This is a genomic window from Pseudomonas sp. Root569 (genome assembly GCF_001427465.1).
In the GTDB taxonomy this organism is placed as follows: Bacteria; Pseudomonadota; Gammaproteobacteria; order Pseudomonadales; family Pseudomonadaceae; genus Aquipseudomonas; species Aquipseudomonas synxantha.
Map to the genome: position 1 here is coordinate 55,970 of NZ_LMGQ01000002.1, position 13,987 is coordinate 69,956.

Below are 13,987 nucleotides of genomic sequence, written 5' to 3' on the forward strand. Positions count from 1 at the left end.
TACTTCGACGGTCATCTATGTTATGCGCGGCCGGCAAGTGTGGCAGAAAAGCGACTCATCTGGCAGGTCAAACATGTGGGAGGGGGCTTGCTCCCTCCCACACCGGGATGCGTTATAGCGGGTCCTTTCTGCGATAGGGGAACACATCGATGACCTTGCCGGCGCGAATCGCATCTTGCAGGCCCTTCCAGTAGTCGGCGTTGTACAGCTCGCCATGCAGCTCGTCGAACAGCTTGCGCTGGCCGGCGTCGGCAAACAGGAACGGCGGGAATTCCTCGGGGAACACATCCAGCGGGCCGATGGAGTACCAGGGCTCGGAGGCCATTTCATCCTCGGGGGTGCGCGGTGCGGGGATATGCCGGAAGTTGGCTTCGGTAAGGAAACAGATCTCGTCATAGTCGTAGAACACCACGCGGCCGTGACGGGTGACGCCGAAGTTTTTCAGTAGCATGTCGCCGGGAAAGATATTCGCCGCTGCCAGTTGCTTGATCGCCAGGCCGTAGTCTTCCAGGGCTTCGCGTACCTGGGCGGGGTTGGCGTTGTCGAGGTAGAGGTTGAGCGGGGTCATGCGCCGTTCGGTCCAGCAGTGGCGGATAAGGACCGTGTCGCCTTCGACCTGGACCGTGCCGGCAGCGACTTCCAGCAGCTCGGCCAGGCACTCTGGCTCGAACTTGCCCAGGGGGAAGCGAAAGTCGGCGAACTCCTGGGTGTCGGCCATGCGCCCGACCCGGTCGACACTCTTAACCAGGCGATACTTCTCGATCACCGTGGCGCGGTTGACGTTTTTCGACGGCGAAAAGCGGTCCTTGATGATCTTGAATACGGTGTTGAAGCCCGGCAGCGTAAACACGCTCATGACCATGCCGCGCACGCCGGGGGCCATGATGAACTGGTCATCGGTGGTGGCCAGGTGGTTGATCAGCGCACGGTAGAACTCGGATTTGCCGTGTTTGTAGAAGCCGATCGAAGTGTATAGCTCGGCAATGTGCTTGCCCGGCAGGATGCGCTTGAGAAAGCCGATGAATTCGGCGGGCACCGGTACATCGACCATGAAATAGGAACGGGTGAACGAGAAAATGATCGACACGTCGGCTTCGTCGGTAATCAGCGCATCGATCTGGATGCCACGGCCTTCGCGGTGCAGCAGCGGAATGACCAGGGGCCATTGTTCGTCACGTGTGTAGATGCGCCCTACCAGGTAGGCACCTTTGTTGCGGTAGAGCACCGAGGAAAACAACTCGACGTTGAGGTCCGGGTCTTTGCATACCCAATCCGGCAGGTTTTCCCGCAGTTGGGCTTCGAGGCGTTGCAGGTCTGCCGGCAGGTCGGCGTAGGGCTCGCTGAAACTGTAGTCAGCAAACACCTGCGCGAGCATCTGCGCAATATTACCGGTTGGCGTGTAGATCCGGGTTTGCGCCGCCCTTGCACGGCGCTGGCTTGGTCGAGTGGTGTGGATGAACATGCAGCGGTCACTGATCAGGTCATGACTGAACAGGCCGCAGAAGATCGAGTTGTACCAAGTCTCGGACAGTTCATCGTCAAAGCGCAGGTCGATCAGGTCGATATAGGCGCTTTTCACCTGTGGCCACAGGTCGATGTCCAGCAGCGCGACCGCTTCGCAGCTGGCTCGCAGGCGCGCGGTGACCTCGGCGACTTTCTCTTCATAGAGGTTGATACGCGCCGCCGAGGCGGCCTGCCCCTGCTGCCACTGCGCCTTCTCGAATCGTTCGCGGGCGCCATCGGTGATCAGGCGAAAGTGCTCACGGTAATCATCAAAACCGTCGAGGATCATCCGGGCGATAGCGAGGGCGGGCTGCGACATGCGGGAAACCTCGAGCGGGTAGCTGGAAGCCCAGAGCTTAGCCAGTGAACGGTGGCAGGAGAAGGAAGATTTTTCACGGGCCGCGGTACTTAGAGATTGTGTCGACCAGGACGCTGGGCAACACTCCCCCGCCTGATTGGCGTAGGAGTTTTCCGTGAGACCTGTTGATACCCTCTACTTGCTGGGACTGGCGGCCATCTGGGGCGCGAGTTTCCTGTTCATGCGCATCATCGCGCCGGAAATCGGCACCGTGCCGACTGCGTTTTTCCGCGTGTCGATTGCCGCCGCGGGGTTGTTGGTGATCTTGGCGATGATGCGCGTGAGCTGGGATTTCCAGGGCAAGTTCAAGACGGTACTGCTGCTGGGCGTAATCAACTCAGGGATCCCGGCGACCATGTACTCGGTGGCGGCCCAGGTATTGCCGGCGGGTTATTCGGCGATCTTCAATGCCACCACGCCGTTGATGGGCGTGCTGATTGGCGGGCTGTTCTTCAGCGAACGCCTGACACCGTCGAAAGTCGCGGGGGTAGCCCTGGGGCTGCTTGGCGTAGCCGTGCTCACGCGTGCGGGGCCGGTGGCCTTTGATCTGCAATTGTTGATGGGCGCACTGGCGTGCCTGCTGGCGACCACCTGCTATGGCTTTGCCGGTTTCCTGGCGCGGCGCTGGCTGGATCAGCGCGGCGGGTTGGACAGTCGCCTGTCGGCTCTGGGCAGCATGCTGGGCGCTACATTGTTCTTGCTGCCGTTTTTTGCCTACAGCGCCATCAGCCAGCCACCGGCGAGCTGGGGCGGCTGGCAGGTATGGGCGTCGTTGCTGGGGTTGGGGCTGGTGTGCACGGCATTCGCCTACATCCTGTACTTCCGCTTGCTATCGTCCATTGGCCCGGTCAAGTCGATGACCGTGACCTTTATGATCCCGCCGTTCGGCGTGCTATGGGGGGCATTACTGCTCGATGAACCGCTGTCCATGGCTCACCTGTATGGCGGGGTGTTGATTGCCGGGGCATTGTGGTTGGTGCTGCGCCCGGCCAAATAACCACCTCACTGTAGGAGCGAGCTTGCTCGCGAAAAACCCGAGAGCACCTCATTGATTCAGGATGCCCTCGTTATCGTTGACGTTCTTCGCGAGCAAGCTCGCTCCTACAGGGGTGGGTTTCAGTTTTTACGGAACACAAACACCAGGCCGACGATGATCAACCCCATCCCCAACAGGCTCAACACGGCCAGCCGGTTGCCGAAGATCAGGTAATCCATCACCGCCGTCACCGCCGGCACCAGATAGAACAGGCTGGTGACATTCACCAGGTTGCCGCGGGCGATCAGACGATACAACAGCAGCGTTGCCAACACTGACACCACCAACCCCATCCACAGCACCGGCAGGTAAAAGCTCGCATTGTGCTCGAAATGGAAGGGTTGGAACGGCACGAAAACCACGCACAACAACAGCCCGGCCAGGTATTGCAGCGGCAACGTGCCTAACGGATTGTCGGTGATGCGCTTTTGCATGATCGAGCCAAACGTCATGCTCGCCAGCGCCAGCAGCCCGAACAGCATCCCGGCCAGGGACATGCCTGCTAGCCCGATACCCTGGTACACCACCATGATCAACCCGGCCAGGCCCAACCCCAGGCCGAACAACCGGCGCCCGGAGCGCTGGCGCTCCATCAGCACCACGGTGAGGATCGGCTGTACGCCCATGATGGTCGCCATCACCCCAGGAGTGACTTTGAGGTCCAGGGCCAGCAGGTAAAAAATCTGATAGGCACCCAGCAGCACCAGGCCCGTCGACACCGCATACAGCATGGGCTTGCCGGGACGTGGCAGCTGCAACTTGAGGATTGGCACCAGCACCACCAGCACGGCCAGGGCGATGGCAAACCGGATCAGCAGAAAGGCAAAGGGTGAAGCATGAGCCAGGCCCAGCTTGGAGAAAATCGCCCCGCTGCTCCACAGCAGGACAAACAGGCTCGTCGAGGCCGCCGCGGCCACGGATTGTTTCGAAATAACAGACATGAGTTACCACCTGTGATCAGGCAAAAAAGCCGACTCGGTAAATACCGAATTTCAGTAGGTTTTTTTCAGGTAGGCACAGGGCTACAGCGAACAGCTGATCAGCCCGAAATGCCAACACCCGGCGGTGATACGACTGCGTACACCGGCGTGCTACTGACAGGTGGCGGGTAGTGACTGATCTGCGCAGGCTGCTTGGCGCCGCACGGCACGACCACAGCGTTGACCGCTGAATCGACTACCGCTATGGGCTGGGAAGCTGGCATGTGCTGATCTTTTTGAAGGGATAAAGACGCGTCGACTATAACCAGCCGCAAACTTACTTGGCAATCCTTTCCCTACAAGCCTTTTTGCGTGGAGGAGTTTTCATGCCGCCGAACCAGGCCGCTCGCTATAATGCCGCCCAGTTTTTTTAGAAGGATTTCACATGATTGCCCTGCCCTGGCTGTACCTCACGCTGCTTTCCATTGGCTATGTCGTGGCCTTGCTCTATGGCCAACTGGGCCTGCTGGCTGCGGTGTCCGTGGCGCTGCTGCTGGTGGCCGGTTACGCCGTACGCCAGCAACGCAACCCCTGGGCCCGCTACCTGGGCCACGGGTTGTTCATCGTCCTGGCCCTGGGCCTGGCGATGCACTGGCTACCGGGTTTCTACAACGGCCGGGGCATCGCACCCCAGCGTTTTACCCCTGACGCCGTGCCCTTCTCGATGTACCTGAACCAGGACAAACCACTGATCGGCTTCTGGCTGCTATTGGCCTGCCCATGGATTGTGGCGCGACGGTCATTGCGCCTGTCGATCTGCGTCGCTGCACTGGCCTTGACCCTGACCGCCATCGCCGCCCTGGGTGGCGCTGCCCTGATGGGCATGATCAGCTGGGCGCCGAAATGGCCGGACCAGGCGTGGCTGTGGGTATTGAATAACCTGCTGCTGGTGACGCTGGTTGAAGAGGCGCTGTTCCGTGGCTATATCCAGGGCGGCCTGAGCCAACGCTTCAAACACCTGCCCTATGGCGAGAACCTCGCGCTGCTGCTGGCCTCGTTGTTATTCGGGCTGGTGCACCTGGGGGCGGGTTGGCAGTGGGTGCTGCTGGCGAGTATTGCCGGCGTCGGCTACGGCCTGGCGTATCGCTTCGGCGGGTTGGGGGCGGCGATTGCCACGCACTTTGGCTTGAATCTGCTTCACTTCGGGCTGTTCACCTATCCGATGCTGGCCGGCTGAGCTCTAACCCGCTCGTCCGGATTGTTGCAAAAATAAGTTAAATAAATGCCCGCCATGGCCGATAACCCCTGAAAGCCTTGCGGATTGAACAATCATGCGTAATAACCAACCCGTTACCCAGCGCGAACGTACCTTCCCCGCTCAGCAACGGTTGATCTCCACCACAGATGCCAAGGGTGTCATTACCTACTGCAACGACGCGTTTGTCGAAATCAGTGGCTTCACCCGCGACGAACTGACCCGGGCCCCGCACAACCTGGTGCGTCACCCGGATGTGCCGCCGGCGGTGTTCGCGCATATGTGGTCAACGCTCAAACAAGGCTTGCCATGGATGGGCATTGTCAAGAACCGCTGCAAGACCGGTGACCACTACTGGGTTAACGCCTACGTGACACCGGTCTTCGACGGCAACCAGGTGGTCGGCTACGAATCGGTGCGCATCAAGCCCACCGCCGAGCAGATCCGCCGTGCCGAAGCGCTCTATCAACGTATCAACCAAGGCAAGTCGGCCATTCCCCAGCGGGACAAGTGGCTGCCGGTGCTGCAGGACTGGCTGCCATTTATCCTGGTCAGCCAATTGAGTTTCATGATCGGCGCCACCCTTACGTCCCAATGGGGCTTCGCCTTGGCGGCGGCGCTGTCGGTGCCGTTGGGCCTGCTGGGCCTGAGCTGGCAGCAGCGCGGCCTCAAGCGTTTGCTGCGCCTGGCCGAGCAGACCACCTCCGACCCGTTGATCGCGCAGATGTACACCGACAGCCGTGGCGCCCAGGCGCGCCTGGAGATGTCGATCCTCAGCCAGGAAGCGCGCCTGAAGACCTGTCTTACACGCTTGCAGGACACCGCCGAACACCTCAACGACCAGGCGGCACGCTCCAACACCCTGGCGCACAACAGCTCCAGTGGCCTGGAACGCCAGCGTGTGGAGACCGAACAGGTAGCCACTGCGGTCAACCAGATGGCAGCGACCACCCAGGAAGTTGCCAGCCACGTGCAGCGCACCGCCGATGCTACCCAGGAAGCCAACCGCCTGACCGGTCGCGGTCGCGATATCGCCGGGGAAACCCGCGAGGCGATTCAGCGGCTGTCGGTGGCCGTGGGCGAGACGGGTGTGACTGTCACCCAATTGGCCAAGGACAGCGATGAAATCGGCGGCGTAGTCGATGTGATCAAAGGCATCGCCGACCAGACCAACCTGCTGGCCCTCAACGCCGCCATCGAAGCGGCGCGTGCCGGTGAAATGGGCCGTGGTTTCGCGGTGGTGGCTGACGAAGTGCGCCAGTTGGCCCAGCGGACTGCGGAGTCCACCGGGCAGATCCATACCCTGATCGCCAAGCTGCAACACACCGCGGCTGCGGCCGTGCAAACCATGGACGCCGGGCATCGCCAGGCTGAAGAAGGTGTGGCGCGGGTGATGGAAGCGGACCAGGCGTTGGTGGGTATCAGTGAAGCGGTGGCGAATATCACCGACATGACCACCCAGATTGCTGCGGCTACCGAAGAGCAAAGCTCAGTGGCCGAAGAGATCAGCCGCAATATCAGCACTATTGCGTTGTTGGCTGATCAGACTTCGGAACAAGCGATGAGCTCGGCGCAGTTGAGTGAAGAGCTGACTCATACGGCGAATACGCAGTATTCACTGGTGGAGCGATTTAATCGCTGAATATGGCTACCAGGAAAAAATCCTCGATAAGCATCGGGGATTTTTTTTGCCTCCGGCATCAAGGCCAACATTTGCCAAATCAAAAAAGGGCCGATGTCTACTGTCATTTTTGACAGTAGATGAAGTCTGGTTCGGGGTGTAGTTTTCAACAAACAAACTTGACCCCCAATGGGTCTTTATCGTTTGACTGAGAAGGAGTTCATCATGAGCACATATGACATCTACATCCCACCAGCCACTCATCGCCAGAGCGATGAGTATTTTAAATGGAAAATTGGCAACAATCCTGAGACGGAGGCGGAGCGCTTGGAATTTGGCTTGAGCAGAGATATACCAACCCACCGCTGGCTATTGTCGGGAATAACCGGAAGAACCGATGAACAAAACTATTATTCTTTTTCATTTCGGATTCCTTATATAAATGAAGATCCGATAGATCGGACTTACATATTTGAAAACAGCTTATTGTTTTCCCATGCTCACAGCATCCCTCCGGTCGGTGGCGCGGACGGTGTTCGCGTCATCCCAGCCGAGTGGGCCGAGGTCCATATCAAGCTTGATCCCCGTGCCGGTACGACTGAAGGAACCTTCTCCGCACGTTTCATAGCAGACGGCCTTCCTCTTGAACCCAAAGGAAGCTTCAATATGATCAGAGATGATGTACCAAACCGGCTCTGAAGTTATCAACCCACTGGATCAATCCTGTTGGCTAGGTTAAACCGTAGAAGTAGAGTAACAGCAGCAAATAGCTTTTATTGCACAGGTGCTCGCCGAGCGATGTAACTCAGCGAGCACCGCCAAACTTACCCCACCTGAAAATCAACGCCGCAGATACTCAACAACCTTGAGTGCCGCAGCCTCCAGATGCTGCTCATGACTGAACCCCGATGCCTTCAACGGCTTCAAGTCATGATCCCCCGCCACCAGCCACATCACCTCGATGCCCGGCGACAAATCATAGCCCTCCACCGCCGCCCGATTACCCAGCGCGTCGCGCTCGCCCTGCACAATCAATGTCGGTGTCTTCAACCCGGCCAGATGCTCAACCCGTGGCTTCTGCGGTTTACCCACTGCATAGAACGGATAACCCAGGCACACCAAGCCATCGGCCCCCAATTCGTCGGCGACCAAACTCGCCATGCGCCCGCCCATGGACTTGCCGCCAATCGCCAGCTTCCCAGCGACATGACGTCGCATCTCGCCATACACCTCGCGCCAGCACTCCAGCAGTTTCGGCGCCGGGTTCGGCGGGCGCTTGCCGCCGTCCACACGGCGCTGGGCCATGTACGGGAACTCGAAGCGCAATACGTTCACGCCATGCCCGGCAAGGCGTGTAGCCATGTCATCCATGAACGCCGAGTCCATCGGCGCGCCGGCGCCATGGGCCAGGATCAGGGTAACCGGCTCGCCCGAAGCCGTGCCCGTGGCGACATCCCACAGCCAGCCGCGTTCGCGCACACACTGCGCCCATTGATCCCCGTCAATACTGGCCTTGTGCTCTTTGCCCATGCTTGCCTCGCTTTTTAGTCTGCCTATAACTCCAGCCCAAGTGCCGCATCTGCTTGGGTTGAACCGTGGATGGGGAACCATGAACACTACTTTAAGTACCGCCTATAACTACAAGGTGGTCCGCCAATTCGCCATTATGACGGTGGTGTGGGGCATCGTCGGCATGGGGCTCGGGGTTTTTCTCGCCGCCCAATTGGTTTGGCCTGCGCTCAATTTCGATTTACCTTGGACCAGCTTTGGAAGACTGCGCCCGTTGCACACCAACGCGGTGATCTTTGCCTTTGGGGGCTGCGCGCTGTTTGCCAGCTCGTTCTACTCGGTGCAGCGCACCTGCCAGACCCAGCTGTTCGCGCCGAAACTGGCAGCGTTCTGCTTCTGGGGCTGGCAGCTGGTGATCCTGCTGGCTGCGATCAGCTTGCCGCTGGGGTACACCAGCTCCAAAGAATACGCCGAGCTGGAATGGCCGATCGACATCCTCATCACCATCGTCTGGGTCGCCTACGCCATTGTGTTCTTCGGCACCGTGGCCAAGCGCAACACCAAGCATATCTATGTGGGTAACTGGTTCTTCGGCGGGTTTATCCTCACCGTGGCGATCCTGCACATCGTCAACAACCTGGAAATCCCGGTCAGCCTGACCAAGTCCTACTCGCTGTACGGCGGTGCGACGGATGCCATGGTGCAGTGGTGGTATGGGCATAACGCTGTGGGCTTTTTCCTGACCGCGGGCTTCCTGGGGATGATGTACTACTTCGTGCCGAAACAGGCCGAACGTCCGGTGTATTCCTATCGCTTGTCCATCGTGCACTTCTGGGCGCTGATCACCCTGTACATCTGGGCAGGTCCCCACCACTTGCACTACACCGCGTTGCCGGATTGGGCGCAGTCCCTGGGCATGGTGATGTCGCTGGTGCTGCTGGCCCCTAGCTGGGGCGGCATGATCAACGGCATGATGACCCTCTCGGGCGCCTGGCATAAGCTGCGCAGCGACCCGATCCTGCGCTTCCTGGTGGTGTCCCTGGCATTCTACGGCATGTCGACGTTTGAAGGCCCGATGATGGCGATCAAGACCGTCAACGCCCTCTCCCACTACACCGACTGGACCATCGGCCACGTACACGCCGGTGCACTGGGCTGGGTAGCGATGATCTCCATCGGCGCGCTGTACCACATGATCCCGAAAGTCTTCGGACGCGAGCAGATGTACAGCCTCGGCCTGATCAACGCGCACTTCTGGCTGGCCACCATCGGCACCGTGCTCTACATCGCCTCGATGTGGGTCAACGGCATCGCCCAGGGCCTGATGTGGCGTGCAGTCAACGAAGACGGCACCTTGACCTACTCCTTCGTCGAAACCCTGGTGGCCAGCCACCCAGGCTTCATCGTGCGGCTGGTGGGTGGTGCGATCTTCCTCACAGGCATGTTGCTGATGGCTTACAACACGTGGCGCACCGTGCGTTCGGCGCAACCGGCCGAAGTCACCGCCGCAGCGCAGATGGCCTGAGGAGTCGATGATGAAACACGAAACGATTGAAAAGAACGTCGGCCTGCTGATGCTGCTGATGGTGCTCGCCGTGAGCATCGGCGGCCTGACCCAGATCGTCCCGCTGTTCTTCCAGGACGTGACCAACAAACCGGTGGAAGGCATGAAGCCCTACACCGCGTTGCAATTGGAAGGCCGCGACATCTACATCCGCGAAGGCTGCGTGCAGTGCCACTCGCAGATGATCCGCCCGTTCCGCGCCGAGACCGAACGCTACGGTCACTACTCGGTGGCAGGCGAAAGCGTGTGGGACCACCCGTTCCTGTGGGGCTCCAAGCGCACCGGGCCAGACCTGGCCCGCGTCGGCGCGCGCTACTCGGACGACTGGCACCGCGCGCACTTGTACAACCCGCGCAACGTGGTACCGGAGTCGAAGATGCCGGCCTATCCATGGCTGGTCACCGCCGCCGTCGACAGCAGCCACACCGAGACCAAGTTGAAAGTGATGCGCACCCTCGGCGTGCCCTACACCGACGACGACATCAATGGCGCGGTCGCCAGCCTCAAGGGCAAGACCGAGATGGACGCGCTGGTTTCCTACCTGCAAGTGCTCGGCACTGCCATCAAGAGCAAGAGGTGAGCCATGGGATTTGAATTCGATGCAGGCACCATCCGCGGCCTCGGCACGCTGGTGGTCGCCATCGCCTTTATCGGCCTGTCGCTTTGGGTGTTCAGCCCACGGCGCAAGTCGGAGTTTGACGATGCGACCATGCTGCCGTTTGCCGATGAACCCTCCCCAACCGACGCTCAAGCAGAGCCAGCAACAAGGAGCACTCGGCCATGACCACCTTCTGGAGTACATGGATCTGCGTTCTGACCCTCGGCAGCCTGATCGGCCTGACCTGGCTCTTGGTCGGCACCCGCAAGGGCGAAACCAAGGGCAGCGTTGACCAGACCATGGGCCACGCCTTCGACGGTATCGAGGAATACGACAACCCGCTGCCCCAGTGGTGGTTCATGCTGTTCGCCGGCACCCTGGTGTTTGCCGTCGGCTACCTGATCCTCTACCCGGGCCTGGGCAACTGGAAAGGCGTGCTGCCAGGTTATGAGGACGGCTGGACCCAGACCAAGGAGTGGGACAAGGAAATGGCCAAGGCCGACGCCAAGTTCGGGCCGATCTTCGCCAAATTCGCGGCGATGCCCGTGGAGGAAGTCGCCAAGGACCCGCAAGCGTTGAAGATGGGCGGCCGCCTGTTCGCCTCCAACTGCGCGGTGTGCCATGGCTCGGATGCCAAGGGCGCCTACGGCTTCCCCAACCTGGCAGACAGCAACTGGCGCTGGGGCGGTTCGGCCGAAGCGATCAAGGCCACCATCATGGCCGGTCGCCACGCAGCCATGCCGGCCTGGGGTGAAGTGCTGGGTGAGGATGGGGTGAAGAACGTCGCCGCTTATGTGCGCCACGACCTGGCCAAGCTGCCCTTGCCAGCGGACAACACCGCTGACCTGGCCGCCGGCCAAGCCGCATTCAGCACCACCTGCGTGGCCTGTCACGGCCCGCAAGGCCATGGCGTGGAAGCCATGGGCGCGCCGAACCTGACCGAACCAAGCGGGTTTATCTACGGCACCAGCCTGGCGCAGTTGCAGCAGACCATCCGCCATGGTCGCCAGGGCCAGATGCCGGCCCAGGAGGTGCTGCAGGGTAATGACAAGGTGCATCTGCTGGCGGCTTACGTGTATAGCCTGTCCCATAACGCTGATGGTGCAACGCCAGACAGCCAGACCGAGTAACCGCTCCGCTTTACTGTAGGAGCGAGCTTGCTCGCGAAGAACCTGAGTACACCGCATTTATCCGGAATAAACGCGGCGCTCTGGATTTCTTCGCGAGCAAGCTCGCTCCTACAGTGATCCAATGTCGTCTTCATTTGCGCGACCAAGTGTCGCACCCTCGCAACACCCAACTTTCCCCCCCTCATATTCGGGTCTACGCTTGTTCCCACAGTGGAGCAATTCTGGCGTAGGCGACGGTATTCGTCGCGCCCTCTAAAATTCCTGTCCACTTGATCAGCTTTCGATTTCGGATTTAATCCTTACGCCAAACATGGAAAGGGCGCAGAATCTGGCGTGGAACGCATTGATACAGGTCAGCCATTGCGTTGCAAAGGCCCCTCGCTTTCTACATACTTGCGACCGATTTTACCTATAAAAAAACCTAAACCGTGGAACCTTAGAATGAGCACAGCAATCAGTCCGACTGCTTATAACTATAAGGTAGTCCGCCAGTTCGCCATCATGACGGTGGTCTGGGGGATCCTTGGCATGGGGCTCGGGGTGTTCATCGCCTCGCAACTGGTCTGGCCGCAATTGAATTTCGACCTGCCATGGACGACCTTCGGTCGCCTGCGCCCGCTGCACACCAACCTGGTGATCTTTGCCTTCGGTGGATGTGCGTTGTTTGCCACTTCCTACTATGTCGTGCAGCGTACCTGCCAGACCCGCCTGATCTCCGACAGCCTGGCTGCCTTCACCTTCTGGGGCTGGCAGGCGGTCATCATCGGCGCCATCATCAGCCTGCCCCTGGGCTACACCACCACCAAGGAATACGCCGAGCTGGAATGGCCGATTGCGATTTTGCTCGCGATTGTCTGGGTGACCTACGCAGTGGTGTTCTTCGGCACCATCGTCAAGCGCAAGACCAAGCACATTTACGTGGGCAACTGGTTCTACGGGGCATTCATCCTGGTCACGGCGATGCTGCACATCGTCAACCACGCGTCCTTGCCGGTCAGCCTGTTCAAGTCCTACTCGGCCTACTCGGGAGCGACGGATGCGATGATCCAATGGTGGTACGGCCACAACGCCGTAGGCTTCTTCCTCACCACCGGTTTCCTCGGCATGATGTACTACTTCGTGCCGAAACAGGCCGAGCGCCCGATCTACTCCTATCGCCTGTCCATCGTGCACTTCTGGGCGCTGATCACCCTGTATATCTGGGCCGGTCCTCACCACCTGCACTACACCGCGCTGCCGGACTGGGCACAATCGTTGGGCATGGCGATGTCGATCATCCTGCTGGCCCCAAGCTGGGGCGGCATGATCAACGGCATGATGACCCTCTCGGGCGCCTGGCATAAGCTGCGCACCGACCCGATCCTGCGTTTCCTGGTGGTGTCCCTGGCGTTCTACGGCATGTCGACCTTCGAAGGGCCGATGATGGCCATCAAGACGGTCAACTCGCTGTCCCACTACACCGACTGGACCATCGGCCACGTACACGCCGGTGCACTGGGCTGGGTGGCGATGATCTCCATCGGCGCGCTGTACCACATGATCCCCAAACTGTTCGGCCGCGTGCAGATGCACAGCGTCGGGCTGATCAATGCGCACTTCTGGCTGGCCACCATCGGTACCGTGCTCTACATCGCCTCGATGTGGGTCAACGGCATCACCCAGGGCCTGATGTGGCGTGCGATCAACGATGACGGCACCCTCACCTACTCCTTCGTCGAAGCGCTGCAGGCCAGCCACCCGGGCTTTATCGTGCGGGCCCTGGGCGGAGCGTTCTTTGCCAGCGGCATGCTGTTGATGGCCTACAACGTCTGGCGCACCGTGCGTGCCTCTGACCCTGTAGAAGCCGAAGCCGCCGCCAAGATCGCCGTTGTGGGAGCCCACTGATGAAGCATGAAGTAGTCGAGAAGAATATCGGCCTGCTGGCCTTCTTCATGGTCATCGCCGTGAGCATTGGCGGCCTGACCCAGATCGTGCCGCTGTTTTTCCAGGACGTGACCAACAAGCCGGTCGAAGGCATGAAGCCGCGCACCGCCCTTGAACTGGAAGGCCGCGACGTCTACATCGCCAACGGGTGCGTAGGATGCCACTCGCAGATGATCCGCCCGTTCCGTGCCGAAACCGAACGCTACGGCCACTACTCGGTAGCAGGCGAAAGCGTGTGGGACCACCCGTTCCTGTGGGGCTCCAAGCGCACCGGACCGGACCTGGCCCGTGTCGGCGGGCGTTACTCCGATGACTGGCAGCGTGCGCACCTGTACAACCCGCGCAACGTGGTGCCGGAGTCGAAAATGCCGGCGTACCCGTTCCTCGTGGAAAACAAGCTCGACGGCAAGGACACCGCGAAGAAGATGGAGGTCTTGCGCACCCTGGGCGTGCCCTACACCGACGAAGACATCGCCGGTGCAGCGGCCGCCGTGAAGGGCAAGACCGAAATGGACGCACTGGTGGCCTACCTGCAAGGCCTTGGCACCATCATCAAAAGCAAACGGTGAC

General features: G+C 60.1%; 14 protein-coding genes. 10 read left to right on the top strand and 4 right to left on the bottom strand.

The genetic code is table 11. The annotated features are described in order from the left end of the window. Positions 1 to 112: 112 nt before the first annotated feature. Entirely contained in the window at positions 113 to 1,822 is a 1,710-nt protein-coding gene (gene aceK, locus ASD70_RS03070) for a bifunctional isocitrate dehydrogenase kinase/phosphatase (RefSeq protein WP_056845623.1), read from the bottom strand. Between the two features lie 154 nt (positions 1,823 to 1,976). On the opposite strand from aceK, the gene ASD70_RS03075 reads away from it, so the two are divergent. Continuing rightward, positions 1,977 to 2,858, top strand: a complete 882-nt coding sequence (locus tag ASD70_RS03075; RefSeq protein WP_046071712.1) for a DMT family transporter — start codon at positions 1,977 to 1,979, stop codon at positions 2,856 to 2,858. A gap of 119 nt (positions 2,859 to 2,977) precedes the next feature. Here the strand turns inward: ASD70_RS03075 and ASD70_RS03080 are convergent, their stop codons facing one another. Then, entirely contained in the window at positions 2,978 to 3,838 is an 861-nt protein-coding gene (locus ASD70_RS03080; RefSeq protein WP_056845624.1) for a DMT family transporter, read from the bottom strand. Positions 3,839 to 3,936: 98 nt separating this feature from the next. Then, positions 3,937 to 4,101 carry a hypothetical protein gene (locus ASD70_RS29100; RefSeq protein ID WP_177342309.1) on the bottom strand — a complete coding sequence of 55 codons (165 nt, stop codon included), beginning with the start codon at positions 4,099 to 4,101 and terminating at the stop codon, positions 3,937 to 3,939. A 161-nt stretch (positions 4,102 to 4,262) separates the two neighbouring features. Here ASD70_RS29100 and ASD70_RS03085 point away from each other — a divergent pair, with 161 nt between their 5' ends. The 3 genes from ASD70_RS03085 (at position 4,263) to ASD70_RS03095 (ending at position 7,392) form a co-directional block, all read left to right on the top strand. Further along, a complete protein-coding gene (locus tag ASD70_RS03085) occupies positions 4,263 to 5,054 on the top strand; it encodes a CPBP family intramembrane glutamic endopeptidase (protein WP_056845625.1) in 792 nt (263 codons plus the stop codon). Positions 5,055 to 5,148: 94 nt separating this feature from the next. Next, positions 5,149 to 6,714, top strand: a complete 1,566-nt coding sequence (locus ASD70_RS03090; RefSeq protein WP_046071709.1) for a methyl-accepting chemotaxis protein — start codon at positions 5,149 to 5,151, stop codon at positions 6,712 to 6,714. Positions 6,715 to 6,918: 204 nt separating this feature from the next. Beyond that, a complete protein-coding gene (locus tag ASD70_RS03095) occupies positions 6,919 to 7,392 on the top strand; it encodes a hypothetical protein (protein ID WP_056845626.1) in 474 nt (157 codons plus the stop codon). 141 nt (positions 7,393 to 7,533) lie between these two features. On the opposite strand, the gene ASD70_RS03100 is transcribed toward ASD70_RS03095, so the two are convergent. Continuing rightward, a complete protein-coding gene (locus ASD70_RS03100) occupies positions 7,534 to 8,223 on the bottom strand; it encodes an alpha/beta family hydrolase (RefSeq protein WP_056845627.1) in 690 nt (229 codons plus the stop codon). Positions 8,224 to 8,302: 79 nt separating this feature from the next. Between ASD70_RS03100 and ccoN (ASD70_RS03105) the strand changes: the two genes are divergently transcribed. The 6 genes from ccoN (ASD70_RS03105) to ccoO (ASD70_RS03130) all read left to right on the top strand — a co-directional run bounded on the left by ccoN (ASD70_RS03105) (position 8,303) and on the right by ccoO (ASD70_RS03130) (position 13,986). After that, positions 8,303 to 9,727 (top strand): cytochrome-c oxidase, cbb3-type subunit I, encoded by a 1,425-nt coding sequence (ccoN, locus tag ASD70_RS03105; RefSeq protein ID WP_046071707.1) that lies wholly within the window; start codon positions 8,303 to 8,305, stop codon positions 9,725 to 9,727. Positions 9,728 to 9,737: 10 nt separating this feature from the next. Next, positions 9,738 to 10,346: a cytochrome-c oxidase, cbb3-type subunit II gene (gene ccoO / locus ASD70_RS03110; protein ID WP_003193159.1), complete on the top strand. Its 609-nt coding sequence runs from the start codon at positions 9,738 to 9,740 to the stop codon at positions 10,344 to 10,346. A gap of 3 nt (positions 10,347 to 10,349) precedes the next feature. Beyond that, on the top strand, positions 10,350 to 10,550 hold the full coding sequence (locus ASD70_RS03115) for a CcoQ/FixQ family Cbb3-type cytochrome c oxidase assembly chaperone (protein WP_043048991.1): 201 nt from the start codon (positions 10,350 to 10,352) through the stop codon (positions 10,548 to 10,550). Next, complete coding sequence (gene ccoP, locus ASD70_RS03120) at positions 10,547 to 11,494, top strand: cytochrome-c oxidase, cbb3-type subunit III (RefSeq protein ID WP_056845628.1); 948 nt, start codon at positions 10,547 to 10,549, stop codon at positions 11,492 to 11,494. The genes ASD70_RS03115 and ccoP overlap by 4 nt, the downstream gene beginning before the upstream one ends. A 441-nt stretch (positions 11,495 to 11,935) precedes the next feature. After that, positions 11,936 to 13,378 carry a cytochrome-c oxidase, cbb3-type subunit I gene (ccoN, locus tag ASD70_RS03125; RefSeq protein ID WP_046071705.1) on the top strand — a complete coding sequence of 481 codons (1,443 nt, stop codon included), beginning with the start codon at positions 11,936 to 11,938 and terminating at the stop codon, positions 13,376 to 13,378. After that, complete coding sequence (ccoO, locus tag ASD70_RS03130; protein ID WP_003193167.1) at positions 13,378 to 13,986, top strand: cytochrome-c oxidase, cbb3-type subunit II; 609 nt, start codon at positions 13,378 to 13,380, stop codon at positions 13,984 to 13,986. Before ccoN (ASD70_RS03125) ends, ccoO (ASD70_RS03130) begins: the two co-directional genes overlap by 1 nt. Position 13,987: the final 1 nt, after the last annotated feature.

Bases quoted from the DNA above. Each gene is read 5' to 3' on its own strand.
- aceK (WP_056845623.1), bottom strand. From the start codon at position 1,822: ATGTCGCAGCCCGCCCTCGCTATCGCCCGGATGATCCTCGACGGTTTT.
- ASD70_RS03080 (WP_056845624.1), bottom strand. From the start codon at position 3,838: ATGTCTGTTATTTCGAAACAATCCGTGGCCGCGGCGGCCTCGACGAGC.
- ASD70_RS29100 (WP_177342309.1), bottom strand. From the start codon at position 4,101: ATGCCAGCTTCCCAGCCCATAGCGGTAGTCGATTCAGCGGTCAACGCT.
- ASD70_RS03085 (WP_056845625.1), top strand. From the start codon at position 4,263: ATGATTGCCCTGCCCTGGCTGTACCTCACGCTGCTTTCCATTGGCTAT.
- ASD70_RS03090 (WP_046071709.1), top strand. From the start codon at position 5,149: ATGCGTAATAACCAACCCGTTACCCAGCGCGAACGTACCTTCCCCGCT.
- ASD70_RS03095 (WP_056845626.1), top strand. From the start codon at position 6,919: ATGAGCACATATGACATCTACATCCCACCAGCCACTCATCGCCAGAGC.
- ASD70_RS03100 (WP_056845627.1), bottom strand. From the start codon at position 8,223: ATGGGCAAAGAGCACAAGGCCAGTATTGACGGGGATCAATGGGCGCAG.
- ccoN (WP_046071707.1), top strand. From the start codon at position 8,303: ATGAACACTACTTTAAGTACCGCCTATAACTACAAGGTGGTCCGCCAA.
- ccoO (WP_003193159.1), top strand. From the start codon at position 9,738: ATGAAACACGAAACGATTGAAAAGAACGTCGGCCTGCTGATGCTGCTG.
- ASD70_RS03115 (WP_043048991.1), top strand. From the start codon at position 10,350: ATGGGATTTGAATTCGATGCAGGCACCATCCGCGGCCTCGGCACGCTG.
- ccoP (WP_056845628.1), top strand. From the start codon at position 10,547: ATGACCACCTTCTGGAGTACATGGATCTGCGTTCTGACCCTCGGCAGC.
- ccoN (WP_046071705.1), top strand. From the start codon at position 11,936: ATGAGCACAGCAATCAGTCCGACTGCTTATAACTATAAGGTAGTCCGC.
- ccoO (WP_003193167.1), top strand. From the start codon at position 13,378: ATGAAGCATGAAGTAGTCGAGAAGAATATCGGCCTGCTGGCCTTCTTC.